General features: G+C 67.9%; 27 protein-coding genes. 11 read left to right on the plus strand and 16 right to left on the minus strand.

The features are described 5' to 3' along the window. Positions 1 to 30 precede the first annotated feature (30 nt). The 4 genes from lpqB to ACWF99_RS27275 all read right to left on the minus strand — a co-directional run bounded on the left by lpqB (position 31) and on the right by ACWF99_RS27275 (position 5,201). Complete coding sequence (gene lpqB, locus ACWF99_RS27260; protein WP_378632586.1) at positions 31 to 1,848, minus strand: MtrAB system accessory lipoprotein LpqB; 1,818 nt, start codon at positions 1,846 to 1,848, stop codon at positions 31 to 33. After that, positions 1,845 to 3,728, minus strand: coding sequence for an MtrAB system histidine kinase MtrB (gene mtrB, locus ACWF99_RS27265; RefSeq protein ID WP_452537764.1), 1,884 nt, complete (start codon positions 3,726 to 3,728; stop codon positions 1,845 to 1,847). Before mtrB ends, lpqB begins: the two co-directional genes overlap by 4 nt. A gap of 70 nt (positions 3,729 to 3,798) precedes the next feature. Then, entirely contained in the window at positions 3,799 to 4,476 is a 678-nt protein-coding gene (mtrA, locus tag ACWF99_RS27270) for an MtrAB system response regulator MtrA (protein WP_056813049.1), read from the minus strand. Positions 4,477 to 4,553: 77 nt separating this feature from the next. Further along, positions 4,554 to 5,201 carry a dTMP kinase gene (locus ACWF99_RS27275; protein WP_452537734.1) on the minus strand — a complete coding sequence of 216 codons (648 nt, stop codon included), beginning with the start codon at positions 5,199 to 5,201 and terminating at the stop codon, positions 4,554 to 4,556. A gap of 101 nt (positions 5,202 to 5,302) precedes the next feature. Here ACWF99_RS27275 and ACWF99_RS27280 point away from each other — a divergent pair, with 101 nt between their 5' ends. Further along, positions 5,303 to 5,503 (plus strand): hypothetical protein, encoded by a 201-nt coding sequence (locus ACWF99_RS27280; protein ID WP_378632582.1) that lies wholly within the window; start codon positions 5,303 to 5,305, stop codon positions 5,501 to 5,503. 62 nt (positions 5,504 to 5,565) lie between these two features. Here the strand turns inward: ACWF99_RS27280 and ahcY are convergent, their stop codons facing one another. The 9 genes from ahcY to cofD all read right to left on the minus strand — a co-directional run bounded on the left by ahcY (position 5,566) and on the right by cofD (position 13,704). After that, positions 5,566 to 7,050, minus strand: coding sequence for an adenosylhomocysteinase (gene ahcY, locus ACWF99_RS27285; protein WP_378632580.1), 1,485 nt, complete (start codon positions 7,048 to 7,050; stop codon positions 5,566 to 5,568). A 58-nt stretch (positions 7,051 to 7,108) separates the two neighbouring features. Continuing rightward, positions 7,109 to 8,266, minus strand: coding sequence for an alkane 1-monooxygenase (locus ACWF99_RS27290; protein WP_452537735.1), 1,158 nt, complete (start codon positions 8,264 to 8,266; stop codon positions 7,109 to 7,111). A 131-nt stretch (positions 8,267 to 8,397) separates the two neighbouring features. Continuing rightward, complete coding sequence (locus ACWF99_RS27295; protein ID WP_378632576.1) at positions 8,398 to 9,057, minus strand: TetR/AcrR family transcriptional regulator; 660 nt, start codon at positions 9,055 to 9,057, stop codon at positions 8,398 to 8,400. Beyond that, a complete protein-coding gene (locus tag ACWF99_RS27300) occupies positions 9,054 to 9,236 on the minus strand; it encodes a rubredoxin (RefSeq protein ID WP_378632574.1) in 183 nt (60 codons plus the stop codon). The genes ACWF99_RS27295 and ACWF99_RS27300 overlap by 4 nt, the downstream gene beginning before the upstream one ends. Then, positions 9,233 to 9,406, minus strand: coding sequence for a rubredoxin (locus tag ACWF99_RS27305; RefSeq protein ID WP_082844102.1), 174 nt, complete (start codon positions 9,404 to 9,406; stop codon positions 9,233 to 9,235). Before ACWF99_RS27305 ends, ACWF99_RS27300 begins: the two co-directional genes overlap by 4 nt. Next, positions 9,403 to 10,641, minus strand: a complete 1,239-nt coding sequence (locus ACWF99_RS27310; RefSeq protein ID WP_378652100.1) for an alkane 1-monooxygenase — start codon at positions 10,639 to 10,641, stop codon at positions 9,403 to 9,405. Before ACWF99_RS27310 ends, ACWF99_RS27305 begins: the two co-directional genes overlap by 4 nt. 197 nt (positions 10,642 to 10,838) lie before the next feature. Next, positions 10,839 to 11,372, minus strand: a complete 534-nt coding sequence (locus tag ACWF99_RS27315) for an NUDIX hydrolase (protein WP_378632571.1) — start codon at positions 11,370 to 11,372, stop codon at positions 10,839 to 10,841. Next, a complete protein-coding gene (locus ACWF99_RS27320) occupies positions 11,369 to 12,739 on the minus strand; it encodes a coenzyme F420-0:L-glutamate ligase (RefSeq protein ID WP_378632569.1) in 1,371 nt (456 codons plus the stop codon). The genes ACWF99_RS27315 and ACWF99_RS27320 overlap by 4 nt, the downstream gene beginning before the upstream one ends. Then, positions 12,736 to 13,704, minus strand: a complete 969-nt coding sequence (gene cofD, locus ACWF99_RS27325; RefSeq protein WP_452537765.1) for a 2-phospho-L-lactate transferase — start codon at positions 13,702 to 13,704, stop codon at positions 12,736 to 12,738. Before cofD ends, ACWF99_RS27320 begins: the two co-directional genes overlap by 4 nt. A 581-nt stretch (positions 13,705 to 14,285) precedes the next feature. On the opposite strand from cofD, the gene ACWF99_RS27330 reads away from it, so the two are divergent. The 8 genes from ACWF99_RS27330 to ACWF99_RS27365 all read left to right on the plus strand — a co-directional run bounded on the left by ACWF99_RS27330 (position 14,286) and on the right by ACWF99_RS27365 (position 21,641). After that, on the plus strand, positions 14,286 to 14,519 hold the full coding sequence (locus ACWF99_RS27330) for a WhiB family transcriptional regulator (protein ID WP_133733920.1): 234 nt from the start codon (positions 14,286 to 14,288) through the stop codon (positions 14,517 to 14,519). 124 nt (positions 14,520 to 14,643) lie between these two features. Further along, entirely contained in the window at positions 14,644 to 15,126 is a 483-nt protein-coding gene (locus ACWF99_RS27335) for a metallopeptidase family protein (protein ID WP_194826429.1), read from the plus strand. 81 nt (positions 15,127 to 15,207) lie between these two features. After that, a complete protein-coding gene (locus tag ACWF99_RS27340; RefSeq protein WP_378633427.1) occupies positions 15,208 to 15,582 on the plus strand; it encodes a DUF3499 domain-containing protein in 375 nt (124 codons plus the stop codon). A gap of 52 nt (positions 15,583 to 15,634) precedes the next feature. Beyond that, positions 15,635 to 17,014: a phosphomannomutase/phosphoglucomutase gene (locus ACWF99_RS27345; RefSeq protein ID WP_452537736.1), complete on the plus strand. Its 1,380-nt coding sequence runs from the start codon at positions 15,635 to 15,637 to the stop codon at positions 17,012 to 17,014. 136 nt (positions 17,015 to 17,150) lie between these two features. Further along, the gene (locus ACWF99_RS27350; protein WP_452537737.1) at positions 17,151 to 18,371 is read left to right on the plus strand and encodes a tobH protein; all 1,221 of its coding nucleotides are present in this window, start codon (positions 17,151 to 17,153) and stop codon (positions 18,369 to 18,371) included. Beyond that, positions 18,371 to 19,588: a mannose-6-phosphate isomerase, class I gene (gene manA / locus ACWF99_RS27355; protein WP_452537738.1), complete on the plus strand. Its 1,218-nt coding sequence runs from the start codon at positions 18,371 to 18,373 to the stop codon at positions 19,586 to 19,588. Before ACWF99_RS27350 ends, manA begins: the two co-directional genes overlap by 1 nt. Before the next feature lie 105 nt (positions 19,589 to 19,693). After that, entirely contained in the window at positions 19,694 to 20,608 is a 915-nt protein-coding gene (locus tag ACWF99_RS27360) for a cation diffusion facilitator family transporter (protein ID WP_452537739.1), read from the plus strand. Between the two features lie 79 nt (positions 20,609 to 20,687). Beyond that, positions 20,688 to 21,641: a cation diffusion facilitator family transporter gene (locus tag ACWF99_RS27365; protein ID WP_452537740.1), complete on the plus strand. Its 954-nt coding sequence runs from the start codon at positions 20,688 to 20,690 to the stop codon at positions 21,639 to 21,641. On the opposite strand, the gene ACWF99_RS27370 is transcribed toward ACWF99_RS27365, so the two are convergent. Further along, positions 21,632 to 23,101, minus strand: a complete 1,470-nt coding sequence (locus ACWF99_RS27370; protein ID WP_378632551.1) for a phytoene desaturase family protein — start codon at positions 23,099 to 23,101, stop codon at positions 21,632 to 21,634. The two genes, ACWF99_RS27365 and ACWF99_RS27370, sit on opposite strands and share 10 nt — an antisense overlap. Before the next feature lie 123 nt (positions 23,102 to 23,224). Then, a complete protein-coding gene (locus ACWF99_RS27375; protein WP_378632549.1) occupies positions 23,225 to 23,812 on the minus strand; it encodes a TetR/AcrR family transcriptional regulator in 588 nt (195 codons plus the stop codon). 109 nt (positions 23,813 to 23,921) lie between these two features. Between ACWF99_RS27375 and ACWF99_RS27380 the strand changes: the two genes are divergently transcribed. Then, positions 23,922 to 24,338: a DUF4267 domain-containing protein gene (locus ACWF99_RS27380; RefSeq protein WP_378632546.1), complete on the plus strand. Its 417-nt coding sequence runs from the start codon at positions 23,922 to 23,924 to the stop codon at positions 24,336 to 24,338. A 73-nt stretch (positions 24,339 to 24,411) separates the two neighbouring features. Further along, a complete protein-coding gene (locus tag ACWF99_RS27385) occupies positions 24,412 to 24,630 on the plus strand; it encodes a DUF4287 domain-containing protein (RefSeq protein WP_378652122.1) in 219 nt (72 codons plus the stop codon). A 61-nt stretch (positions 24,631 to 24,691) separates the two neighbouring features. Here ACWF99_RS27385 and ACWF99_RS27390 read toward each other — a convergent pair whose 3' ends face one another. Next, positions 24,692 to 26,068, minus strand: a complete 1,377-nt coding sequence (locus tag ACWF99_RS27390; protein WP_378632542.1) for a cation:dicarboxylate symporter family transporter — start codon at positions 26,066 to 26,068, stop codon at positions 24,692 to 24,694. Positions 26,069 to 26,114 lie beyond the last annotated feature (46 nt).

Raw genomic sequence — 26,114 nt, forward strand, 5'->3', positions numbered from 1 at the left:
GGAGAAGCATGACAGCGGGCACCGACATGATCAGCTCGGCAAGACCGGCACAACCCGTTCTCCGGTCAATCCGGGTACCTCACGCCAGAAACGGTCGTTGCGGGTCGGATCGGCGGTCTGGAGCTGCAGGACGGCCCGGGAATCGGCCACGTACTGCGTGGCCGGGGCCGCCGTCACCACCCGCACCGGCGGAGTGAGGTTCTGCGAGGTCACCGCACTGAACTGCGAACCGTCGATGGAGACGGTGAAGACCGGGTCGACATTGCCCTCGCGGGCCACCATGATCGTGTCGCCGGTGACCCAGCTCAGCGACACCGCGCGCGAGCTCAGGCCGAGCGCGAGCGGCAGCGGCGAGGTGAGCGCGTACTTGCCGTCGGGGCGGCGCTGGACCACCGCCACATAGACCTTGCCGTCGGCGATCAGCGCCGCGCGCACTCCGGTGCGCGAGATCACCACTTCGCTGATCGGCGGACGTGGAGCGCCCGCGCCTTCGAACAGGGCCGTGATGTCGACGTCCTCGGTGGAGACATTGCCGGTGGCCCGATCGGTGACCGCCCGGATGACCCGGTCACCGTCGATCACGGTCCAGGCGGCGCCGCCGTCACTGGTCCAGGACGGACGGGCGATGCCGGCACCCTCGGCGACCGCGAACGCCTTGGCTCCGTAGTTGCCGATGAGCAGGGTTCGGGCGGCTTCCGGCAGCGGTTTGCCGGAGTCGGCGACCGCGGCGACGAACTGGCCGTCGGCCGAGATGCCGACGGACTGCAGGTTGGTCGCCTCGCCGAAGGAACCGCTCGGGGTGACGATCCCGTCCGGGGTGACCTGCACCAGGGTGCCGTTGCGCAGGGCGTGCAGGCCGATCCGGTTCTGGCCGGGCGCCGAGGCGCTGTACTGGTCGACATCGGCGACCGACCAGCCGTTGGCCGCGTACCGGTCGTCGAGCGGTTTACCGTCGGCGAGCAGCACGTACGGTCCGAGGATGTCGGCGCCGGCCAGAGTGAGCACCACCTGCGCGGCGAGCAGTTCGCGGTCGCGCTGGGCGAGTCCGCCGAGCCCGGCGAAGTCGATGCGCACTCCCCCGATGCCGACACCGACGTCACCCGGTTCGTTGTTGGCCTTGGTGATCGGACCGCGCAGCGAGACCGGCTGCGCCAGCTGGTTGCGCACCACCGGGGCGATCGTGGACTGCGGGCCTTCGGCGAGCATGCCGATCAATCGCTCGGTGAGCTGGGCGCGCGGCACCGAGATCCAGCGCGGATCCGGGACCAGGAGCGAGTTGCCCGGGTCGATGTAGTGCAGGACGTAGCGGTGGTAGGACTTGACGAACGCGTCGTTGCCCATCACGACGCCCGGTGGCAGCTCGGTGATCCGCCACTCGCCGTCGATCTTGCTCATCTCGATCTTGTTCTCGAGGGTGCCCTCGGTGGCCCGGTAGCCGCCGTCGCGGGCGAGCTCACCGACCTTGCGGGCGCGCAGCACATAGCTGGCCTTGTCGCCCGACCGCGACTCGCGCAGGGTGTCGGGGCGATCGTCGACGATGGTGGTGCTCGCCTCGTCGTTCCAGCTGCCCGCCGTCTCGGGCGCCATGTACTGGCGGGCCGCGGCGTGCCGGTTGGTGGGGTCGGCGCTGGCGGTGAGGAAGTCGCCCAGCAGCAGGTCGGGGTCGCGGCCGGAGGTCGGCGGGGTCGGGCCCTCCGAGGTGGGCGCGCGGTCGATCGTGCCGAGTGCCTGCGGTGCGGAGGACTCCGGCAGGCTGGCGCACCCGGTGAGCACCATCAGACCGGCCAGAACCGCCGCGACCAGTGCGGCGCCGTGCCGATCCCGACGATCACCACGCGCACTAGTCATGACTTCCTGTCTCTGGTCTCGGTGGGCATCGTCTCGTCGCGGTCGGCGTCGGCGGGGGCCGCGTTGCGGCCGTTGGTCGCCGAATGCGCGCCTGCCGTGGGCGGTTCGACACCGGAATCGTCGGCCGCGGGGTCGTCTTGCGGTTCGGCTCCCGTCTCGACAACCGTCAGTTCGGCAACAGTCGAGTCGGGTCCAGCCGACTCGGCTCCGGTCGGCTCCGCGCCGATGGCCTCTGATCCCGTCGCCTCGTCCGCGGTCGGTCCGGCAGGTTCGGCTTCGATGATCGTCGGCTCGGGTTCGGCTTCCGGCAGCGCGGGGACCTTGCGCAGCATCGGTTCCAGGGCGAGCGGGCTCTGGCCGAGTTTGCGGCCGCGCACCATCGGGAGCAGCAGCCGGAAGCTCGCGCCGACGCCGGGATCGCCCCAGGCCTCGAGCCTGCCCTCGTGCAGATTCGCGTCCTCGACGCTGATCGACAAGCCGAGCCCGGTGCCGCCCGAGCGCCGCACCCGCGAAGGGTCGGAGCGCCAGAACCGGTTGAACACCAGCTTTTCCTCGCCCGGCCGCAGCCCGACGCCCTGATCGCGCACCACTGTCGCGACGGCGTTGGCCTCGGCGTCGCCGCGCATGCGGATCAGCACCGGCTTGCCCTCGGAGTGGTCGATCGCGTTGGCGAGCAGGTTGCGCAGCACGCGCTCGACGCGGCGCGGGTCGACTTCGGCGATCACCGGTTCCTCCGGCAGATCGATCACCACCTCGATCTCGGCGTCGCGAGCCAGGTGGCGGACCGTGGAGATCGCGGCCCGCGCGCACATCCGCACATCCAGCGATTCGACCTGTAGTTCGGCCACGCCCGCGTCGTGGCGGGAGATTTCGAGCAGGTCGTTGAGCAGGCCCTCGAACCGGTCGAGCTCGTTCACGAGCAGTTCGGAGCTGCGCGCGAGGGCGGGATCGAGATCGTCGCTGGAGCCGTGGATGAGATCGGCCGCCATCCGCACCGTGGTGAGCGGGGTGCGCAGTTCGTGGCTGACATCGGAAGTGAATCGGCGCTGCAGATTGCCGAATTCCTCGAGCTGGGTGATCTGGTTCGACAGGCTCTCGGCCATCTCGTTGAACGCCTGCGCGAGCCGGGCCATGTCGTCCTCGCCGCGCACCAGCATGCGTTCTTTGAGCCGGCCGTCGGCGAATCGGCCCGCGATCCGCGCCGCCGACCGGATCGGCAGCACCACCTGCCTGGTCACCAGCGCGGTGATCGCGGCGAGCAGCACCAGCAGCACCACGCCACCGATGAGCATCGTGCCGCGCATCAGCGACAGGCTCGATTCCTCGCTGGCCAGCGGGAAGATCAGGTAGATCTCCAGGGTCGCGACCTCGGCGCTCGGGCTGCCGATGACCAGCGCGCGCCCGCGATAGCCGTCGGGGTCGGCGACGGTGGTGAACTGGTAGGAGACCTGATTGCGCTGGACGAATCGGCGCAGCTCCTGCGGCACCTCGGTGAGCGGTCCGGCCGCGATCTCGTGTGGCGGAGTGCCGCCGACCATCGCCAGGGCCGAGTCGAAACTGCCCGCGGCGCCGCTGGACTGCCCGGTGCCACCACGGCTGGACAGCGCGGCACGCGCGTCGGCGAGTTGCTGATCCTGGCTGTTACCGGACGGAACGCCGGAAAGCTTGTTCTCGATCGTGCTGCGGGCACGATCCATCTCCTCGACAGCCGCGTTGATCTTGGCTTCGAGGAGCCGGTCGGTGATCTGACCGGTGAGCACGACCCCGAGGATCGTGATCACGATGAGCGACAGGGTCAACGTCGAGACGATGACTCGCAGCTGCAGCGATCGGCGCCACAGGTGGCCGAGTGCGGTCCCGACGGCCTGGAACCAGGCCATGATCGGGCTCGCCCATCGCCGCAGCTGCGCCACTGGACCAGTGGTCACAGCGGCGCCCCGCAGTGACCGATCACGGCGGTCCGGCCTTGTAACCGACGCCGCGCACGGTGAGCACGATCTCCGGGTTCTCCGGATCCTTCTCGACCTTGGCGCGCAGTCGCTGCACGTGCACGTTCACCAGACGGGTATCGGCGGCGTGCCGGTAGCCCCACACCTGTTCGAGGAGCACCTCGCGGGTGAACACCTGACGCGGCTTGCGCGCGAGCGCGACCAGCAGGTCGAACTCCAGTGGGGTGAGCGAGATCTGCCCGGGGCCGCGGGTCACCTTGTGCGCGGGCACGTCGATGACGATATCGGCGATCGAGAGCAGCTCGGCGGGCTCGTCCTCGGTGCGGCGCAAACGCGCTCGCACGCGGGCGACGAGCTCCTTGGGCTTGAAGGGTTTGACGATGTAGTCGTCGGCACCGGACTCCAGGCCGAGGACCACATCGACCGTATCGGTCTTGGCGGTGAGCATGACGATCGGAACGCCGGAATCTGCCCGCAGCACCCGGCATACATCGATGCCGTTCATGCCGGGCAGCATCAGGTCGAGCAGTACCAGGTCGGGGCGGATCTCCCGCACCGCTGACAGGGCCTGTGTGCCGTCGCCCACCACATGCGGGTCGAACCCTTCCCCGCGCAAGACGATGGTCAGCATCTCAGCGAGTGCCATATCGTCGTCGACGACCAGAATCTTGGGCTTCATAGTCCTATGTTGTCATCTCCATGGCCAGGATCGGGCCGCCACGCCATTAATGGTGTGAACCCGTCGCGTATCCAACCTTATCCGGAAAAGATTTCCGAGCAGAGGGTGAGTAACGCAGGCCTATCGTCATCGGATCGGTATGTCCACCACCGGCCGAACCAGTCGCGGTCGACGAGTTCACGATAGACCTCGCCGGTGCGTCGTTGCAGACCGCCGTCCCGTTCGTAGGCATCGAGGGCGCGCGCGTCGTCGAGTTCGCCTCGGCGCCGGGCGCGTTCGGCCGCCACCTCGGTGGGCACGTCGAGCAGAACGGTGAGATCCGGCGGCGGCAGTTCGAGCCTGCCGAACTCCAGATCGCCCACCCACGAAACGATTTCGCCGTCGGCGTCCTGGTGCGCCCGCGCGGCCGAGTAGGCGGCGTTGGACGCCACCCACCGGTCCAGGATCACGATGTCGTTGCCGCCCAACAGGTCCGACAGCTCCGCGCGCGCCGCCGCCCGGTCGAGCGCGAACATGATCGCCATGCCGTTGATCGAGCCGGCCAGGTCGCCGTTGCCCCCGCGCAGCGCTTCGGCCGCCAGATCGGCGTGGATCGAATGCCCGTACTGGGGAAAGGCCAGACTGTCCGCGCGGAGCCCCTTGGCGGACAATTCGGCGATCAATCCATCGATCAGCGTGCGTTTGCCCGCCCCGTCGAGCCCTTCCACCGCGATCAATACACCCATGCGGTGAGATTACCGCGCTCGCGCGCGTTGCCCTCACACCTCACCGTCACCCCAGAATTGCGGTCTGGTCGGCACCCGCTCGGGCGAACGAGGATCCCCCCATGAAAACGATCGTCCGCACCACCGCCGCCACGCTTGCCATCACCGCCGCCTTTGCCTGCGGCACCGCGTCCGCGCAGACAGCCACCCCGACCGCCGCTCCCGACGCGGGGTCGTCGGCGGCTTTCAACTCGGTGATGTGCGCGCTGCTCGGGATCAGCAGCGAGCACAACATCTTCTGCACCGGCCTGATCATCGGCTAGCCGAGATCGAACATGCCGGTGGCCCGTCGACCAGCTGGTCGACGGGCCACCGTTGTCAGAACTCAGTAGCGGTAGTGCTCCGGCTTGTACGGGCCTTCCACGTCCACGTTGATGTACTCGGCCTGATCCTTGGTGAGCTTGGTCAGGGTGCCGCCGAGGGCCTCGACGTGGATCTTGGCGACCTTCTCGTCGAGGTGCTTGGGCAGGCGGTAGACCTCGTTGTCGTACTCTTCCGGCTTCGTCCACAGTTCGATCTGGGCGATGACCTGGTTGGAGAAGCTGTTGGACATGACGAACGAGGGGTGGCCGGTGGCGTTGCCCAGGTTCAGCAGGCGACCTTCGGACAGCAGGATGATCGCCTTGCCGGTCTCCTTGAAGGTCCACTCGTCGACCTGCGGCTTGATGTTGATCCGGGTCGCGCCCGAACGCTCCAGCGCCGCGATGTCGATCTCGTTGTCGAAGTGGCCGATGTTGCCCAGGATCGAGTGATCCTTCATCGCCTTCATGTGGTCGAGGGTGATGATGTCCTTGTTGCCGGTCGAGGTGATGACGATGTCGGCGTCGCCGATCGCCTGCTCGACGGTGACCACGTCGTAGCCGTCCATCAGCGCCTGCAGCGCGTTGATCGGGTCGATCTCGGTGACCTGCACGCGCGCGCCCTGGCCGGCCAGCGACTCCGCGCAGCCCTTGCCGACATCGCCGTAACCACAGATCAGCACCTTCTTGCCGCCGATGAGCACGTCGGTGCCGCGGTTGATGCCGTCGATCAGCGAGTGGCGGGTGCCGTACTTGTTGTCGAACTTGGACTTGGTGACCGAGTCGTTGACGTTGATCGCCGGGAACACCAGCTCACCCGCGGCGGCGAACTGGTACAGCCGCAGCACGCCGGTGGTGGTCTCCTCGGTGACGCCCTTGACCGAGTCGGCGATGACGCTCCATTTGGTCTTGTCGGCTTCGAGGCTCTCGCGCAGCAGATCCAGGAACACCGTGTACTCGGCGGAGTGATCGGCGTCGGCGGGCGGAACCAGACCGGCCTTCTCGAACTGCGCGCCGCGCAGCACGAGCATGGTCGCGTCGCCACCGTCGTCGAGGATCATGTTGGCCGGGGCGTTCGGCCAGGTGAGCATCTGCTCGGCGGCCCACCAGTACTCCTCCAGCGTCTCGCCCTTCCAGGCGAAGACGGGGATGCCCTTGGGCTCGTCGACGGTGCCGTTCGGGCCGACCACGATGGCGGCGGCGGCGTGATCCTGAGTGGAGAAGATGTTGCAGGAGGCCCAGCGCACTTCGGCGCCGAGAGCAACGAGGGTTTCGATCAGGACGGCGGTCTGGACCGTCATGTGCAGCGATCCGGAGATTCGCGCGCCCTTCAGCGGCTGGACGTCGTGGTATTCACGGCGCAGCGCCATCAGGCCCGGCATCTCGTGCTCGGCGAGGCGGATCTCCTTGCGGCCGAATTCGGCCAGCGAGAGGTCTGCCACCTTGTAGTCGATGCCGTTGCGGACGTCGGGGGTGAGCTCGGTGCGCGCGGGGAGTTCTGAGGTCGTCACGTTGGCTAGGTTACCGTCTGGGGCCGCGCGAGTTCCCCTCCTCCGTCGAGGTGGAGTCTCAGGCCGCCGCGCGGTATCGGGCCAGCAACCGTCGCGGCTTCGCGGGCGAGACATTGGCCAGGCTCAGATCGCCGCCGTAGTGCGCCGCGACCCTGGGGTCCATCACCGCACGCCACAGCGGCGGAACGGCGGCGAGCACGATCATGGTGGCGTATCCCGCGGGCAGCTGCGGAGCTTCTTCGGTGCTGCGCAGTGTCTGGTAGCGGCGCCCCGGATTGGCGTGGTGGTCGCTGTGGCGCTGCAGATGGAACAGGAAGATGTTGGTGACCAGGCGATCGGAGTTCCAGCTGTCGCGCGGGGAGCACCGTTCGTAGCGGCCGTTGGGCTTGCGCGCGCGCAGCAGCCCGTAGTGCTCGACGTAGTTGACGGTCTCGAGCAGCGCGATCCCGATCGCGGCCTGGATGGCCAGCCACGGGAGGATGGACGGGCCGAACACGAGCGTCAGCGAACCGAACAGCACCGCCGTCATCGCCCAGGCCTGCAGGATGTTGTTGTCGGCGCTCCACCAGCCGCGACCCTGCCGGTGCAGGCGGGCGCGCTCGAGGTGCACGGCCGACCGGAACCCACCGATCACGCTGCGCGGCAGGAACTCCCACAGCGATTCACCCAGCCGGGCGCTGGCCGGATCCTCGGGGGTTGCCACGCGGGCGTGGTGTCCCCGATTGTGCTCGACGAAGAAGTGCCCGTAGCCCGACTGGGCCAGCGCGATCTTCGACAGCAATTTTTCGGCACTCTCCACCCGGTGACCCAATTCGTGGGCGGCGTTGATGCCGATGCCGCTGACGAAGCCGACCGTGGCGGCCAATCCGAGCTTGTCGACCAGGGCCAGCTCGGGGCTCGTCCACATGAAGCAGGCCACGCCGAGGCTGACCAGCTGGATCGGCAGGAACAGGTAGGTGCACCACCGGTAGTACCGGTCGGCGGAGAGCGCCGCGTAGTCCTCGTCGCGGGGATTGTTGCCGTCTTCGCCGACGATCCAGTCCAGCACGGGAATGGCGATCAGGACGATGACAGGTCCGATCCACCAGAACACTTCGGCCTTGGTATGGAACACCAGCTGGGAGGGCAACAGCGCGCACGCCGGGGCGATCAGCCCTAAAGCCCAGAGATACCGTTTGGGATCACGAAAACCCCCCGGTTTGCCAACCGTTTGCACACCCGCTCCGCTACAAAAAGATCAATCGCCGACCGATGTGAATACTGACAGACCGTAGGCGCGTTACACAGCGGCAGATCCTCAAACGTGGTGATGGTTACACAGGGGCGAACCAGAGCTGGTGACTTCTCTCAGTGATCCACTTCACCGGATGGGACACGGATGCCCCGTACCTGCACAATTGCCTCGACGTACGGGGTGAGCAAGGCACTCATCTCGGCCGCGGCGTCGCGTTCGGGCACGGGCGGATTCGGAATGTAGCTCAGCGCGATCCGCACCAGCGCGTGCGCGAGCACGTCGGCCTCGGCATCGGTCGCGTTCACCCAGCTGTGCGCGAAAACCTGGGTCAGGCGCGCGGTGGCGTGCTCGAGCAGCGGCGCCGCGTCCAGCGTGATCAACCGCAACAGGTCCGGCTTCATCTCCCCGCTCAGCAGCGAACGGACCAGTGGGTCGCCCGCGGCGGAGAGGAAGAAGCCGGTCATCCCGACCCGGATCGCGGCGCGCGCGTCGCCCACGTTGGCATCGAGCGCCTCGCGCACATGGTCGACGAGGTCGTCGGCCAGGCGTAGCGCGTAGGCCTGCGAGAGCCCCGCGCGCGAACCGAACTCGTTGTAGAGCGTCTGCCTGCTCACCCCGGCCCTGGCCGCGACGTCACCGAGCGTGACCTTGGACCAGTCACGCTCGGTGAGCAGTTCGCGCATCCCGTCCAGGACCGAGTTGCGCAGCAGTTCGCGCGCGGCCTCCTGATACGGGATGCGCGAACCGGTGCGCGGAGTACCCGCGACGCTCACGAACGTTCGATCTCGACCATGAAGAAGTCGGACTTGCGGGCACCGCAGTCCGGGCAGGTCCAGTCGTCGGCGATGTCTTCCCAGAGGGTGCCGGGGGCGATGCCGTCGTCGGGCCAGCCCTGGGCCTCGTCGTACTCGAAACCGCACTGTGCGCACTGGTACAGCTTGTAGTCGGTCACTGCGAAACTCCTACCGCCTCGAAGTCGATCTTTTCCCGCACCCCACAGTCCGGACAGCACCAGTCGTCGGGAACGGCCGTCCACAGTGTGCCAGGCGGAAATCCTTCGCGTGGCGCGCCTTTGGCTTCATCGAAGACGAAATCACACACCGGACATTTGTAGGCGCTCACGACTGGACCTCGGTTCCGTACTTTTCCAGCACCTGCTCCCGGCGCTTGGGTTCGATATTGGCGAGCGTGACGTCCCCGCCGTAGTGCGCGAGCACGCGCTTGTCCATCACCTTGCGCCAGATCGGCGGGAAGTAGCCGAGCAGGATCATGCTGGCGTAGCCACTGGGCAGGTTCGGCGCACCGTCCCAGCTGCGCAGCGTCTGGTAGCGCCGGGTCGGATACGCGTGATGGTCACTGTGGCGCTGCAGGTGGTAGAGGAAGATGTTGGTGACGATGTGGTCGCTGTTCCAGCTGTGCGCGGGCGCGGGTCGTTCGTAGCGTCCACTGGCGGTCTTCTGCCGGACCAGGCCGTAGTGCTCGAGGTAGTTCACCGATTCGAGCAGGCTGAACCCGATCACGGCCTGCAGGATCAGATACGGCAGTACCTCGATGCCGAACACGGCGATCAATCCGAGCCACAACACCACCGACATCGCCCAGGCGTTGAGCACGTCGTTGCGCAGCGTCCATGGACTCTTGTCGAGCCGACCCAGACGTTCCTTCTCGAGATGCCAGGCCGAGCGCAGGCTGCCCCAGACCGTGCGCGGCCAGAATGCCCAGAAGGACTCACCGATGCGCGAACTCGCGGGGTCCTCCGGAGTGGCGACCCGCACGTGGTGACCGCGGTTGTGCTCGATGTAGAAGTGCCCGTAGAACGACTGGGCCAGCGCGATGCGCGCGAGCCAGCGTTCCAGTTCGACCTTCTTGTGGCCGAGTTCGTGCGCGGTGTTGATGCCGATGCCGCCGATCATGCCCACGCTGATCGCGATACCGATCTTGTCGACCACATTGGCGCCGCCGGGGAAGCCGAGCCAGTGCAGGTTCGGCGCGGTGATGATGTAGCAGGCGAAGATGAGCGAGGCGTACTGGAACGGCAGGTACAGGTAGGTGAGGTAGCGGTAGTACTTGTCGTTCTCCAGGTACTCCATCACCTCGTCGGGCGGGTTGTTGCCGTCGGGACCGAAGAACAGGTCCGCCAGCGGGATCACGAGGTAGACCAGCACCGGCCCGAGCCAGAACGGGATCTCGGCGATGCGATGCCAGCCGAGCTGGTTGAGGCCCCAGATCAGGGGGATCGCGATCGTGAACAGGCCGGTCGGGGCGAACAGCCCCCACAGCCACAAATATCGCTTGGAATCTCGCCACTGCGGCGGTGCGACCCGCTGCTCGGACGCGTTGGCATCAGTCGACATCATCGTCTCCAGTTCCGAGGCACATCTCACACGTGTGATGTGCGTAACTCTCTGTCACAGACGATATGTCCGGATGCGTCCGCTGTCTAGACAAATTGGCTAATTTGTAAAGCAGTGACGACCCGGTAACGCGGACGGCGACCGTGCCCCCACTGGACACGGTCGCCGTCGTTACAGGTCAGTGACCTTTTCAGGGGCCTTTACATTCGGCCTCTGACCGGAAGTAGCACGTCCGCGCCCGGTGGTAGCCCGTCGACCGGCCACCACCGCAGATCGGTCGATTCGGCACTGCGGACCGGCACCGCGCCGGGGGGCGCCATGATCTCGAAGAGCAGGTCCAGATGCCGCGTCGGCACGCCGAGCGAGCAGGTGATCGGATGCGCCTGCGCGCCGTAGAGACCCGGCGTGAGAATCAGGTCGGGGATGCCGGATTCCTCCACCGCCTCCCGCAGCGCCGCGTCCTGCACGGTCTTGTCATCGGGTTCGCAATGACCACCCAGCTGGATCCAGCGACCGACGCGCGGGTGCAGGGTGAGCAGGATGTCGCGGCGGTCGTGCGACAACACGATCGCCGACGCGGTGATGTGGCCGGGCGCGTGTTCGCGTAGACACCCGCGGGGAGCCGAACCGAGGAAGGCCAGAATCGCTTCGCGCAGTGAGTGATCCGCGCGGGTCTCGGGTTCCCAGTGCGTGAGCAACTCGGTGGCCGACGCGTGCAGCGACTCCGCGCTCACAGTTCCACCAGGCCGGTGCCCGCCGAGCTGACGGTGCGCGCCACCGGCTCCTCCAGTGGATGACCGATCGCGATGGCGCCCAGCGGCATCCAGTCCTCGTCGAGCCCGAGGACCTCACGAACGATCTCGGGCGCGAAGATGGTCGAGCCGATCCAGCAGCTGCCGAGGCCGTCGGCGGCCAGCGCCACCAGCAGCCCCTGCACCGCCGCGCCGACGGCCACCGTGAACATCGTCTGCTCGGCGGCCTGCCGACGAGCGTCGGGATAGTCGTGGGCGCCGTCGGGCACGCAGAACGGGATGATCACTTCCGGCGCGTCGAAAAGGATTCGGCCACGCGCGATTCGACGCCGCACGCGTTCGGGGTCGAGCCCGTCGGCGGCGAGGTCCTCGCTCCACTTCTCGGTCATGGCATCGAGCAGCTGGGCCCGCAGCGTCGCCTTGCGCAGCCAGACGAAGCGCACCGGGCGGGTGTGGTGCGGCGCGGGCGCGGTGAGGCCGACCGCCACGGCGGCGCGGATGCGTTCCGGGTCCACCGCCTCGGCGGTGAACGCTCGCACCGAACGGCGCAGCGGCACAGCTTCTTTGCGGCCCTGCTCGAGCGCTTCGGCGGTGCCGAGCCAGAACAGGTCGTCGATGCCACCGCGCAGCAATGCCGCCGCGGTCGACCCGTCGTCGTCGGTCCGCAGCCCGCGCACCACCGCCACCGGGACTCCGCCGAGCTTGCCCTTGACCAGATCGGCCGCGGCGGCGAGCTCATCGGCGATGGCCACCTGCGTGACGTGCAGTTCGTTGCCCTGCCCATCCACCGAGCCGGCGTAGTCATGGAGCACCCGCAGCCCGGCCGATCCGATGGCCGCGTCGATCTGCCCGTTGCGCCAGGCCCGGCCCATGGTGTCGGTGACGACCACGGCCACGTCGACGCCGAGCCGCTGGGCGAGCGCGGTGCGCAGTGACTTCGCGCTGCCGTCGGGATCGACAGGCAACAGCACCAATTCGCCCTCGGCCACGTTGGAGCCGTCCACACCGGAGGCCGCCTGCACGATGCCGAGCCGGTTCTCGGTGATGAGGGTGCGGCCCTTGCGCGCGAGCACCCGCACGGCTTCGTCCTCGACCAGCTTGCGACGAGCGGTGTCGCGCTCCTCGGGGTCGACCGGCGCGACGACGATGCGCCCCTCGACCTTCGACACGATCTTGCTGGTGACCACGATGATGTCGCCGTCGGCGAGCCAGGGCGCCTGTGCCGCAAGGTGTTCGGCGATGTCGTCGCCGGGCCGGAACTCCGGCAGCCCGGTCACCGGGAGGATCCGCAACTCGTCGGCGGCGTGGTCGGGCAACGCGCCGCCGGTGCCGTTCTCCTGCGAACTCATGCCTTCACTCCCGCCAATTCCAGTGCGGCGCGCGCCATTTCAGCGGTGGTGTCGGGGTCACTCATCAACAGCGGAACGCTGCGCACCTCCACGCCGGGAACATCGGCGGAGTCGGTGGAGTGCACCAGCCACCCGTCGAGGATGCCGGTGGCCGAGCGGGCGCCGTAGTGGCGGCCGATCGCCTCGGCGGTGGACTCGACGCCGATCGCCGTCAGGCACTCATCGGCCATGCCGCGCAACGGCTTTCCGTCGATCACCGGCGAGAGGCCGATCACCTTGGCTTCGCTGGTGCGTAGCGCGCCTCTGATCCCGGGCACGGCGAGGATCGCGCCGATGCTCACCACGGGGTTGGACGGGGCCAGCAACACGGCGTCAGCGGAGCCTATGATTTCGGTCACATTCGGCGCCGGAGAGGCTTGCTCGGCGCCGATCGAGGCAAATCCGTGAGTCGGGAGCGCCGCGCGGTACCGCACCCACCATTCCTGAAAGTGGATCGCGCGACGTTCGCCAGCATTGTCGGGATCGCTGACCACCACGTGGGTTTCGCAGCGATCGTCGGTAGCCGGGATCAGCTTCACTCCCGGCTGCCAGCGATTGCACAGCGCTTCGGTGACCGCCGACAGCGGATATCCGGCGCGCAGCATTTCGGTGCGGATGAGGTGGGTGGCGATATCGCGATCGCCCAGGCCGAACCAATCGGGCTGGGCGTTGTATTTCGCCAGCTCCTCTTTCGCGTGCCAGGTTTCGTCGGCGTGGCCCCAGCCACGCTCGGTGTCGATGCCACCGCCGAGGGTGTACATGCAGGTGTCGAGGTCGGGACAGATGCGAAGGCCATGCATCCAGACGTCGTCGCCGACGTTGACGATGGCCGAGATGTCGGCTTCGGGCAGCAGCTGCCGGACGCCTTGGAGGAACCGGGCACCGCCGACACCGCCGACGAGAACGGCGATCTTGGGCTCGCGCACCGCGTGTTGTGCAGTCACAGGGTCACAGCCTAGTGAGTGGCGGTTGCCGGTTGGTTCCGCGCCGAACGACAGCGAAGTTGCTGGTCATTTGCCACGGCACATAACAAGATCAACACGAAAGGCGGGTGCGGAGTGTAACGGAAGGGTGACGGCGGGTTGACCACCGGCAAGTGCGGCGTGTCTAATCACAGACATGTCATTCCGGTCACCGCGAGAGGGCATAGCGCGGGGGCGTTTGCGAGAGGGTTCCAAGTCGCCGGAAACGGCCACGGCGCGAGGACATAGCGCAGGGGACGTTTGCGAGAAGGTTCCCGCTCGCCGGAAGGCAGGCTCGGGGAAGCCCGCGAGACTACGTCGCGGTGTTGGGCCGTCGGAGATCTCATTCGGACCGACGGAAAGAATCATTCTGCGCTAACACATAGTGAGGAGGCGGAACGATGACCGAAGATCTGGTCTCGCCGACCGATTCCACAGCAGGCGCAGCTCACGCTGTCTGCGCTGACATGAGCTGGCAGGAACCGGACGTGGTAAGCGAAGTCGCGGCTCCCCGGCTGAGTCTGGTCGTTACGGGCTTCGACGAAATGTTCGAGTCGATCGAAGAGCAGTGGCAGGAACGTGCCCTCTGCGCTCAGACCGACCCCGAGGCGTTCTTCCCCGAGAAGGGCGGCTCGACGCGTGAGGCCAAGCGCATCTGCTTGGGCTGTGAAGTACGTGACCAGTGCCTGGAATACGCACTGGCACATGATGAACGCTTCGGCATCTGGGGCGGTCTCTCGGAACGAGAGCGTCGCAGGCTGAAGCGCGGAATCGGTTAAGTGACTGTTCGAAAGTAGACTCTCTCCAGGCCTGGCCCGGAGCCACGCAGGCGCAGTACGTCGGTGTCTCCGGGCGAACGCCCTTGTTGATTTTCACGGTGCAGGCGAGAGAGGTGAAAGACCCATGGCACGTTCCCGGCGTCATTCCCCGGCACCCACCGCTCGTTCGGTGACCCGCCGCGGCCGCGGTGTCCGTGGCCCCATGCTCCCGCCGACGGTGCCCGCGTGGCGCACCAGGGGCCAGAAATTCGATCGGCTCGTGCTCGAGGCATTCGCCCCACTGGACACCCGCTGGCACGATCGCCTCACCAAGCTCGACATCGCCGTCGACGATGTTCCGAAAATCCGTCCACTGCATCCTGATTCGGTCACCTGGCCGGATGAGGTGGTCGCCGACGGACCGGTGCCGCTGTCGCGGCTGATCCCCGCGGGCGTCGACCGGCACGGTGCGGCCACTCGCGCCAGAGTGGTGTTGTTCCGCAAGCCGCTGGAATTGCGGGCCGCCGATCCCGACGATCTGGTCGAGTTGCTGCGCGAGGTCCTCGTCCAGCAGATCGCGACCTACCTCGGCGTCGATCCCGATCTGATCGATCCCGAGCCCGAATAGACGTCCTCCGCCTTCGCTCATTAGGGCGTGTCCGTATCCACTTTCGGGCCGCGGAGGGCTAATCTCGACGTCGTGATCCCTATGCGTCGTTGCTGCCGACCCGGCTGCAAGAACCCGGCTGTAGCGACGCTGACTTATGTGTACTCCGACTCGACCGCTGTCGTCGGACCCCTGGCCACCGTCGCCGAACCGCATTCCTGGGATCTCTGCGAAACGCACGCCTGCCGCATCACCGCGCCCAAGGGCTGGGAACTGGTCCGCCACGAAGGCGGCTTCTCCTCGAGCACCCCCGACGACGACGATCTCACCGCGCTGGCCGAAGCCGTCCGCGAAGCGGGCCTGCGTCGCCGCCCCGCCGAAGCCGACCAGCCGGGCTACCGCGACAACGCCGCCGCGGCCCCCCGCACCGCGCGCACGGGCCGCCGCGGCCACCTACGGGTTCTGCCGGATCCGTAGCTAGTCCGGCCAGGATCCCGGAGAGTCGGCGCAGCCCGCTAGGGTTAGCCCCATGACGACCCTCGCGCGCTCTGGCGAACTCGTGAATGCCGTGATCAAGGCTTATGACGTCCGCGGGGTGGTGGGCGAACAGATCGACGAGGCGTTCGTCGGCGATGTCGGCGCTTCCTTCGCGCGTCTGATGCGCGAAGAAGGCGCCACCCGCGTCGTGATCGGCCACGACATGCGCGAGTCCTCCCCCGCGCTGTCCGAGGCGTTCGCGCAGGGCGTGCGGGCCCAGGGCCTCGATGTGGTGCACATCGGTCTGGCCTCCACCGACCAGCTCTACTTCGCCTCGGGCAAGCTCGGTTGTCCCGGCGCCATGTTCACCGCCAGTCACAACCCGGCCAAGTACAACGGCATCAAGCTCTGCCGCGCGAACGCGCTGCCCGTCGGGCAGGACACCGGGCTGGCGACCATCGCGGCCGAGGTGATCGCGGGCGTGCCCGCCTACGACGGCGCGCCCGGCACCGCCACCAGCACCGATCTGCTCGCCGACTACGCGGACTACCTGCGCGAACTGGTGAACCTCGACCAGATCCGCCCGCTCACCATCGCGGTCGACGCCGGCAACGGCATGGGCGGCCACACCGTGCCCGCCGTCCTCGGCACCCTGGGCCCGATCACGATCGTGCCGCTGTACTTCGAACTCGACGGCTCGTTCCCCAACCACGAAGCCAACCCCCTCGACCCGAAGAACCTCGTCGACCTGCAGGCGCTGGTGCGCTCCAGCGGCGCCGACATCGGCCTGGCCTTCGACGGCGACGCCGACCGTTGCTTCGTCGTCGACGAGCGCGGCGAGCCCGTGTCGCCGTCGGCGATCACGGCGATCGTGGCGCAGCGTGAGCTGGCCAAGGAGCCGGGCGCGACCGTGATCCACAACCTGATCACCTCGCGCGCGGTGCCCGAGCTGGTCGAGGAGCTGGGCGGCAAGCCGGTGCGCACGCGGGTGGGGCACTCGTTCATCAAGCAGGAGATGGCCTCGACCGGCGCGGTGTTCGGTGGCGAGCACTCGGCGCACTACTACTTCCGCGATTTCTGGGGTGCCGACTCGGGCATGCTGGCCGCGCTGCACGTGCTGGCCGCGCTCGGCGAGGGCGAGCGTACGGTCTCGGACCTGATGGCCGCCTACGACGTGTACGCCGCCTCGGGCGAGATCAACTCGACCGTCGCCGACGCCGCCGACCGCACCGCCGCCGTGCTCGCCGCGTTCGCCGACCGCACCGAGTCGGTGGACCGGATGGACGGCGTCACGGTCGACCTGGGCAACCACGCCTGGTTCAACCTGCGCGCATCGAATACCGAACCGCTGCTTCGACTCAATGTCGAGGCCGGATCGCGCGACGATGTAAACGCACTCGTGACCGAGATCCTGAGCATCGTCCGCGCCTGACTGGGAAGATGAAACCAGTACCCGTGGAATCACATGCCCGGTATTCGGCGACGGCGGATTACGAGCATTGCCGGTGCCCGGCTGGAATAGTGGAGTCACAGACGACACAGCGCGATGAGGGGAGGTGGATTCGGCGATGATCGCTGGAACACCGGTATTCGACCTCGACGATGCCGAGTCGCTGGCGGCGGCCGACACCGGCGGCGCCCTGCGCTCGGCGGCCTCGGGCGGCGCCCAGGTGCGGGCCACCGCGGCGGCGGTCGCCGAAACCTCGCTCATCGAACGGCTCTCCGACCTGCGCCCGCGCAGCCTGGTGCTGGTGGCGGGATCGGGTCGCGCCGCGCGCGCGGCCGGACTGCTCGTCGCCACGCTCGGCGATCGGGCCGGGCTGCCGATCGTGCCCGTCACCGCGCTGCCGCCGTGGGTCGGTCCGCTGGACGTGGTCCTGGTGGCCGGCGACGACGCGGGTGACCCGCGGCTGATCGATGCCGTCGACCGTGCCCTGCGCCGCAGCGCCGAGGTGGTGATCGCCGCGCCCAACGAGGGTCCGTTGCGCGCGGTCGCCGCCGGTCGCGCGATCGTGCTCGAACCGAGGGTGCCCGTTCTCGACCACAATCGGCTGCTGCGTTTCCTCGCCGTCGGCATCGCCGTGCTGCGTGGGGTCGACGCCCAGCGCAGCGGCCCGGCCACGCCCGATCTCACCGCGCTGGCCGACATGCTCGACGCCGAAGCGCTGCGCGACGGCCCCACCAACGAGGTCTTCCACAACCCGGCCAAGACCCTCGCCGCGCGGATGCACGGGGTGGGGATCGTCCTCGCGGGCGACTCGCCCGCCGCGGTGGAACTGGCCGGTCACGGCACCGAGGTGCTGCTGCAGTCCGCGGGCCGGTTGGCTTCGGCCGCCGATCTCGCCGACGCCGTCGCGGCGGTCGGGCGCCTGGCCGCTGCCACCGGCGGCACCGCGCCCGGCTTCGATCCGCTGTTCCATGACGAGGAACTCGACGGTCCCGCCCCGGTCGACCGGGTCCGGGTGCTGGCCTTGAGCGTGCATCCCGACCAGGCCGCCGCCCGGCGCAAGCTCGCGGTCTTCGAAGGCGCGGGCGCGGGCCTGGTCGACGCCGATCTGGTCCATGCCGATGTCGACGTGCTGCAATCCCAGCTCGCCGACCCCGGCGCCGCGCCCGCGATCGAACGCACCGCTGCCGACTCCGCCGCAGGGGGCGGACACGGCAGCGAACTCGAGCAGCTCGCTGTGCTCGCGCTGCGGCTCGACATGGCCGCGGCCTATCTTCGACTCACCGGTGCGCGCGGTGCCGCCGCGCCCGAACCGGATCGATACGACGGGGGACGCTACTAGTGCAGGAACTCGTTGGTGCGCTGCGTTCTTACGCATGGGGGTCGCGCACCGCGCTCGCTCAGCTGTGCGGACGGCCGGTGCCATCGGCCCATCCCGAAGCCGAACTGTGGTTCGGCGCGCACCCGGCCGATCCCGCGCACGTGCAGACCGGCTCGGGCAAACGTTCACTGCTCGATGTCCTCATGGCCGACCCTGCGGGTGAATTGGGACCAGCGGCCGACACTTTCGGCGCCCGGCTGCCGTTCCTGCTGAAGATCCTCGCCGCCGAGGAACCGCTCTCGCTCCAGGCGCACCCGAGTTCGGCGCAGGCGCGTGCCGGTTTCGAACGCGAGAACCGCACCGGCGTGGCACTGGATTCGCCGCTGCGCAACTACCGCGACGACAGCCACAAGCCCGAACTCGTTGTCGCACTCGAACGTTTCGAGGCGCTGGCCGGGTTCCGCGATCCGCACCGCACCGTCGACCTGTTGCGCGCGCTGGATGTACCCGGCCTCAACATCTACGCCGAACTGCTTGCCGCCCAGCCCGATTCGGCCGGTCTGCGCACCCTGTTCACCACCTGGATCACGCTGCCGCCCGCCGTGCTGTCGAAGCTGCTGCCCACGGTGCTCGAGGGCTGTGTGACCTACCTGTCGAGCAAGGGCGCGCACGAGTTCACCGCCGAGGTGCGCACCGCGCTCGAACTGGCCGAGGTCTACCCCGGCGACGCGGGCGTCCTCGCCGCGCTGCTGCTCAACCGGCTGACCCTGGAACCTGGCCAGGCGCTGTTCCTCGCGGCCGGCAATCTGCACGCGTACCTGCGCGGGGTGGGCGTGGAGATCATGGCCAATTCCGACAACGTGTTGCGTGGTGGGCTCACCCCCAAGCACGTCGACGTGCCAGAACTGCTGCGGGTGCTGGACTTCGAGCCGATCGACCTGCCGGTGATCGAACCCGAACCCGGTAGCGACGGCGGCATCCGATACCGCACGCCCGCACCGGAATTCGCCCTGTGCCGTTTCGACCTCGGCGCCGACGACGAGCCGGTCGTGCTCGCCGACGCGGGCCCCGGCATCGTGCTGTGCACCGCGGGCACGCTCGAACTCTCCGAGAACGGGCACACGCTCATCGTCGAACGTGGCAGCGCGGCCTGGATCTCCGCTGCCGACACCGACATCAAGGCGCGCGCGCTGCGCGGCCCCGCCCAGCTGTTCAGCGCCTGCGTCGGCGACAACTGAACCGCCTTCGCCGCGCCCATGCCGCAAGGGACTGATGACCGGTTCGCGGCTGTGTCCGATTAGGCTGTGGCGAGTCGTGTTCAGTGAACAGAAGGGCGGGCCGGCATGTCGGCTGGTGGTGGCAAGAAGGCGATTGTCGCGGCGTTGACGGCCAACGCGGGGATCGCGGTGGCGAAGTTCGTCGGCGCGTTCATCACGGGTTCGGCCTCGATGATGGCGGAGGGCGTGCACTCGGTCGCCGACACCGCGAATCAGGGCCTGCTGCTGTTCGGCCAGCGCGCCGCCGCCAAGGACGCCGACGAGCTGCACCAGTTCGGCTACGGCCGCAATCGCTACTTCTACTCGTTCGTCGTGGCGCTGGTGCTGTTCACCCTCGGCTCGGTGTACGCGATCTACGAAGGCATCCACAAGATCCAGCACCCCGAAGAGCTGAGTCAGCCGATCGTCGCGGTCGTCATCCTGGTGATCGCGATCGGCCTCGAGACCTTCAGCTTCCTCACCGCGGTCCGCGAATCCAGGCCGCTCAAGGGCAACGCGAGCTGGTGGCGGTTCATCCGCAACTCGCGCAGCCCCGAGCTGCCGGTGGTGTTGCTCGAGGACACCGGCGCGCTGATCGGTCTGGTGCTCGCCCTCGGTGGCGTCGGGCTCACCATGGTCACCGACAACCCGATCTACGACGGCATCGGCACCCTGTCGATCGGTGTCCTGCTCGGCATCATCGCGATCGTGCTGATCGTGGAGATGAAGAGCCTGCTCATCGGTGAGGGCGCCACCCCCGAACAGGGTCGGGCGATCCGCGAGAACCTGGTCGACGGCACCAGGATCACCTCGCTGATCCACCTCAAGACCGAGTACCTCGGCCCGGACGAAATGCTGGTCGCCGCGAAGGTCGCCCTCGCCCCGAACCTGGACATCGCCGATGTCGCCGAGGCGATCGACGCCGCCGAAACGCGCGTGCGCGCAGCAGTCCCCATGGCCCGCCTCATCTACCTGGAACCCGATCTGTACCGAGTTGAATAGCGGCTGGCGCCGCGGTTCTCGGCCGACGACACGGTGCCGAGGTCGGTGCGTGGCTCGGTGTTGGCGGTAGCGTTCCGATATGGCCGAGCAAGGTGAAGACAGCAAGATCGCGATCCTCGCCGCACTCGGGGCGAACGCGGGGATCATGGTCGCGAAGTTCATCGGCGCGTTCATCACCGGCTCGTCGGCGATGCTGGCCGAGGCCGTGCACTCGGTGGCCGATACCGGGAACGAGGCGCTGCTGCTGGTCGGCCGCAATCGGGCCGACCAGCCCGCGGATACGCTGCACCCCTTCGGGTATTCGCGCAATCGGTATTTCTATTCGTTCGTCGTCGCGCTCGTCCTGTTCGTGATGGGGTCGCTGTTCGCGATCAACGAGGCGATCCACAAGATCCGGTTCCCCGAGGAGATCGTTTCGGCCTGGGTGGCGATCGGGATCCTCGGGGTGTCGCTGGTACTGGAGAGCGCCAGTTTCCGTACCGCGCGCAAGCAGTCGGCGCCGCTGAAGGGCAAGAATTCGTGGTGGTATTTCATCCGCCACACCCGCAATCCCGAACTGCCCGTGGTGCTGCTCGAGGACGCGGGCGCGATCATCGGCCTGCTGTTCGCCCTGACCGGGGTGAGTCTGTCGGTGCTCACCGGAAACGCGGTATGGGACGGCGTCGGCACGCTGTTCATCGGCATCCTGCTCGGCGTGAACGCGGTGATCCTGATCGTGGAGACCAAGAGCCTGCTGATCGGTGAGGGCGCGACGGCCAAGGACGACACCGCGATTCGGTCGGCGCTGCTGGCCGATCCGCGGATCGAGCGCGTGATCAGGATGCAGACCCAGTACCTCGGGCCCCAGGATCTGCTGATCAACGCCAAGATCGCGCTGCACGCGGGCCTCGACATCACCCAGGTCGCCGAGGTGATCGACGCCGCCGACGACCGTATCCACATCGCCGTGCCGAACACGTGCACGATCTACCTCGAGCCCGATGTGTTCGAGCCCGACAAGGTCCACGACGCACCGATGAAGCCCTACCGGTAGGCGGGCGCCTCGCCGCGCAACAGGTCGAGCGGGTCGGTGACGATGCCGAATCGGTTGCGCAGCATGTGATGCGCCGCGTGCAGGCCCGGCATCCCATGGACACCGGGACCCGGTGGAGTCGACGACGAGCACAGGTAAGTGCCCGGAATCGGGGTGGAGTAAGGATTCCAGCGAGCGAGCGGCCGGAACAGGGTCTGACGCGTGGTCATCGCGCCCGCCGAGATGTCGCCGCCGATGTAGTTGGCGTTGTGCGCGGGCATGAAGGCAGCCGGTGTCACGTGTTTCGCCAGGATCAGGTCGCGGAAACCGGGCGCGAAACGTTCGACCTGGTCGATCACCTGATCGCTGATATCGCGATCGGTGCCGTTGGGGACATGGGCGTAGGTGTAGAGAGTGTGCTGCCCCTCCGGAGCCCGGGTGGAGTCGACCACGCCGGGCTGAATGGCCAGCACGAAGGGCTGATCGGCGAAAGTGCCGGTGGCGACCTGATGTTCGGCGTGCATCGCCTGCGCCCTGGTGCCGACCAGGTGCAGGGTGCCCGCCAGGTCGGCGCCGGGGGCAGCCCACGGCACCGGTCCCGCCAGGGCGAAGTCGACCTTGCACGCGGCATTGCCGTACTGGAAACGCCCGAGGCTGTTGCGGTATCGCGAGGGCAGACGGTCACCGGCGATGCGAAGGAGTTCGGCGGGCGAGGTATCGAACAGCACCGTGCGCGCGGTGGCGAGTTCGGCGAAATCGTCGACCCGGTGCCCGGTGCGCACCTCGCCGCCGAGACGTTCGATCTCGGCGATCATCGCGTTCGGGATGGCTTGACTGCCACCGCGCGGGATCACCCAGCCACCCGCGTGCGCGAGAGTGCCGAGCAGCAGGGCCGCGCCCACGGCGGGGAAGGCGCGCGGTGAGGTGATGGCGTGGGCGGCCACCCCGCTGAACATCGCGGGCGCGACGTCATCGCTGAAACGGCTGTCCGACAGCGGGGACGCCTGTTCGAGCAGACGGGTCGCGAACTTGATGCCGGTGCCGACGCGCAGTGGCGGGTGCCGCAGATCCGACATGGCCAGGTCGACGACATCGGGCCAGTGCTCGACCAGCGGCGCGAACAGGTCGCGCCACGGGCGACCGTCGCGGCCTAGGTCGGCGACGGTGGATTCGATGTTGCGCCACGCCAATCCGGCGATCCCGCCGTCGAGGGGGTGCGCGTAGGAAACGGTCGGGGTGAGCAGGTCGACGCCGTGCGCCTCGAGGTCGAAAGCCCGAAAGAACGGTGACGCCAACGCCATCGGATGCGCGCCCGCACAGATGTCGTGATGGAATCCGGGCAGGGTCAGCTCGGCCGTGCGCGAGCCGCCGCCCGCCTGTTCCTGCGCTTCGAGGACCCGCACCGACAACCCGGCGCGAGCGGCGATCACCGCCGCGGCAAGACCGTTCGGCCCCGACCCCACTACTACGACTTCCGCCATCCGCCGTCCCTTCGCCCTCGCCCCGCTCTGCCGACCTGCGTCGTTGCCTCCAACCTACGCGGAGCGACGAGCCCGTCCAGGTGCGCTGGGTCACCCGGCAGGTTCGACGCGCCGTCGCCTCGCTCAGGCCGGATCGGCTGTCGCCTCGCTGGTCCCGTCGACCAGCAGGGTGAGGCGTCGTTCACGCAGTTCGGGGCGCAGCCGTCCACCCCGGTCGAGGGTGGCCAGGCCGTGCAGGGATGCCCAGGCCACTTCGGTGCGGGCGCCGAGATCGTCGCCCTCGGCATAGGGGGAGAACATCGCTTCCAGGCCGGCGAAGGCGTCACGCAGGGGCTGCGGGGCGTCGAGGCCGAAGTTCAGGTCGGTCTTCTGCTGGAAGATGGCGTCGTAGCGGGCCGGGTTGGCGGTGGCGAAGTCGAGGTAGGCGCGCGCGACGTTGGCGATCACCTCGGAATGGGTGGTCGCCGCCTCGCGGGCCTGCTTCAGTTGCTCGGCGAGTTCGACGCAGCCCTGCAGGGCGACGGCGCCGACGATGGCCGCCTTGTTCGCGAAATGGCTGTAGAGCACGGGCTGGCTGTATTCGATGCGGTCGGCCAGTTTGCGGATGGTGACCGCGTCCCAGCCTTCCGCTTCGGCCATCTCGCGCGCGGTGTCGATGATCCGCTGATGCCGTTCGGCGCGTTCGCGTTCCTTGCGCTGCTGGGTGCTCATGCTCGATATTCTAGCAACGCTAGACAAGATAGCGAGGATCGGGTTATTGTTCTCTCAACACCTAGCGCCGCTAGATTTCAGAGCAAGCAACAAGATTCAGGAGCACCTCATGACCACCTCGCGCATCGCCACCGCCCTCTCCCTGCTCGGCGGCCTGTTCATCATCTACGTCGGCATCAACTACCTCATCGCCCCGGAGATGACAGCCGCGGGCTTCGGCCTCCCCGCTGTACCCGAGGGGGACGCGGTGGCCTTCCTGAACCTCAAGGGCGTCCGCGACGTGGTGAGCGGCCTGGTGATCCTCGGCCTGCTGGCCACCAAGCAGCGCTTCGCGCTCGGCGTCGCCATGCTGGCCACCTCGCTCACCCCGTTCGGGGACATGGCCACCGTCCTGAGCTGGCACGGCTCCACCGCCACCGCGTTCGGCGTCCACGGCTTCACCGCCGTACTCGTCGCGCTCGCCGGCGTGCTGCTGATCCGCGAACGCCGCTCGACCACCACCGATCACGCACTCGTCGCGGCATGACCCCAGCAGCGATGAATTTCGCACCGCCGCACCGTCTCCACCGATAACGATCACCTGTCGAGGAGGAACCACCATGGCGAACGCGCCGCACGGCCCCGCGTCCTACTTTCCCACCATCGAGACCAAGTACGGGCGCACCGTCGACGAGTGGTTCGCCCTGCTCGCCGCGGCCGAGCCGACCGGGCACACTGCCCTGGTCACCTGGCTGAAGTCCGAGCACGGCCTCGGCCACGGTCATGCCACCGCCCTGGTGCAGTTCCACCTCAACCCCGGCAAGTGGTCCAGAATCTAGCCGGTCCAGGATCTCACCGTCGAAAGGCCCCGCGATCTCGTCGCGGGGCCTTTCGGCTGTCTCACTGCGCGTCGACCACCTGGGCCGGAACAGGTTTCGTGATGTCGACGCGATGTTCGTCGACGTGGTTGTCGATGTGGTCGTCGACCATCGTCTCCTCGTCGAAGGGCAGCTCACGATCGAGCACGCGCCGGGTCCGGTCGGCGTCGACGGTCTTGGTCCAGGTACCGATGAGCAGGGTGGCCACCGCGTTGCCCGAGAAGTTGGTCAGCGCACGGGCTTCCGACATGAAGCGGTCGATGCCGACGATCAGGCCGACGCCGTCGAGCAGGTCGGGGCGATGGCTCTGCAGGCCACCGGCGAGGGTGGCCAGGCCGGCGCCGGTCACGCCCGCGGCGCCCTTGGACGCGATGATCATGAACAGCAGCAGGCCGAACTGCTCACTGAGCTCGAGCGGCTTGCCCATGGCGTCGGCGATGAAGATCGAGGCCATGGTCAGGTAGATGGCGGTGCCGTCGAGGTTGAACGAATACCCGGTCGGGACCACAACACCCACGGTGGTGCGCTCGACCCCCGCGTGTTCCATCTTCGCGATCAGGCGCGGCAGCGCCGACTCCGACGACGAGGTCGCCACGATCAGCAGGTACTCACGCGACAGGTAGCGGCACAGCTTCAGGATCGAGACGCCCGAGACCATCCGCAAGATCACCCCGAGCACACCGAACACGAACACCAGGCACGTCAGATAGAACGCGATCATCAGCGTCGCCAGCTGCACCACCGCCGACCAGCCGGTGCGGCCGACCACGTTCGCGATCGCGCCGAACGCGCCGATCGGCGCCAGCCACAGGATCATCGACAGGATCCGGAACACCAGCTTCTGGCCCAGCGAGACCGCGCGCAGGATCGGTGCGCCCGCCTCGCCCATCGCCTGCACGGCGAACCCGACCAGCAGCGCGACGAACAGCGCCTGCAGCACGCTGCCCGCGGTGAGCGAGGACACGAGCGTGGTCGGCACGATGTTCTGGATGAAGTCCCAGGTACCGCCCGCGCTGTGCGCCTGATCGGCGTACTTCGCGCCCGCTCCGGTGGCGCCGACGTTCAGGCCCTCGCCCGGATCGATGAGGTTGCCGACGACGAGCCCGATGCCGAGCGCGACCGTCGACATCGCGAGGAAATAGCCGATGGCCAGGCCACCCACCTTGCCGACGGTCGCGGCCGCGCGCACCGAACCGATGCCCAGGACGATCGTGCAGAAGATGACAGGTGCGATCATCATCTTGATCAGGTTCACGAACACGGTGCCGAGCGGCGCGAGTGACTGACCGAATTCCGGGGCCACCCGGCCGACAACGACGCCGGCCACGACGGCAATGATCACCGCGATGTACAGCCAGTGGGTATGGTCGCGTTTCCGCGCTGCGGTGGTATCACTCATGCCGACGAGCATGAGCAACTATTGTGACGGCCGTCACTTTGGTCCA

The organism is Nocardia sp. NPDC055002 (assembly GCF_053608825.1).

Excerpts from the sequence above, each read along its gene's own strand:
- ACWF99_RS27275 (WP_452537734.1), bottom strand. The coding sequence starts at position 5,201 with ATGGGTGTATTGATCGCGGTGGAAGGGCTCGACGGGGCGGGCAAACGC.
- ACWF99_RS27350 (WP_452537737.1), top strand. The coding sequence starts at position 17,151 with ATGATCGCTGGAACACCGGTATTCGACCTCGACGATGCCGAGTCGCTG.
- ACWF99_RS27360 (WP_452537739.1), top strand. The coding sequence starts at position 19,694 with ATGTCGGCTGGTGGTGGCAAGAAGGCGATTGTCGCGGCGTTGACGGCC.
- ACWF99_RS27390 (WP_378632542.1), bottom strand. The coding sequence starts at position 26,068 with ATGAGTGATACCACCGCAGCGCGGAAACGCGACCATACCCACTGGCTG.
- lpqB (WP_378632586.1), bottom strand. The coding sequence starts at position 1,848 with ATGACTAGTGCGCGTGGTGATCGTCGGGATCGGCACGGCGCCGCACTG.
- ACWF99_RS27380 (WP_378632546.1), top strand. The coding sequence starts at position 23,922 with ATGACCACCTCGCGCATCGCCACCGCCCTCTCCCTGCTCGGCGGCCTG.
- mtrA (WP_056813049.1), bottom strand. The coding sequence starts at position 4,476 with ATGAAGCCCAAGATTCTGGTCGTCGACGACGATATGGCACTCGCTGAG.
- ACWF99_RS27370 (WP_378632551.1), bottom strand. The coding sequence starts at position 23,101 with ATGGCGGAAGTCGTAGTAGTGGGGTCGGGGCCGAACGGTCTTGCCGCG.
- ACWF99_RS27345 (WP_452537736.1), top strand. The coding sequence starts at position 15,635 with ATGACGACCCTCGCGCGCTCTGGCGAACTCGTGAATGCCGTGATCAAG.
- mtrB (WP_452537764.1), bottom strand. The coding sequence starts at position 3,728 with ATGGCCTGGTTCCAGGCCGTCGGGACCGCACTCGGCCACCTGTGGCGC.
- ACWF99_RS27340 (WP_378633427.1), top strand. The coding sequence starts at position 15,208 with ATGCGTCGTTGCTGCCGACCCGGCTGCAAGAACCCGGCTGTAGCGACG.
- ACWF99_RS27310 (WP_378652100.1), bottom strand. The coding sequence starts at position 10,641 with ATGATGTCGACTGATGCCAACGCGTCCGAGCAGCGGGTCGCACCGCCG.
- ACWF99_RS27280 (WP_378632582.1), top strand. The coding sequence starts at position 5,303 with ATGAAAACGATCGTCCGCACCACCGCCGCCACGCTTGCCATCACCGCC.
- ACWF99_RS27365 (WP_452537740.1), top strand. The coding sequence starts at position 20,688 with ATGGCCGAGCAAGGTGAAGACAGCAAGATCGCGATCCTCGCCGCACTC.
- ACWF99_RS27335 (WP_194826429.1), top strand. The coding sequence starts at position 14,644 with ATGGCACGTTCCCGGCGTCATTCCCCGGCACCCACCGCTCGTTCGGTG.
- ACWF99_RS27385 (WP_378652122.1), top strand. The coding sequence starts at position 24,412 with ATGGCGAACGCGCCGCACGGCCCCGCGTCCTACTTTCCCACCATCGAG.
- ACWF99_RS27320 (WP_378632569.1), bottom strand. The coding sequence starts at position 12,739 with ATGAGTTCGCAGGAGAACGGCACCGGCGGCGCGTTGCCCGACCACGCC.
- ACWF99_RS27375 (WP_378632549.1), bottom strand. The coding sequence starts at position 23,812 with ATGAGCACCCAGCAGCGCAAGGAACGCGAACGCGCCGAACGGCATCAG.
- ACWF99_RS27330 (WP_133733920.1), top strand. The coding sequence starts at position 14,286 with ATGTTCGAGTCGATCGAAGAGCAGTGGCAGGAACGTGCCCTCTGCGCT.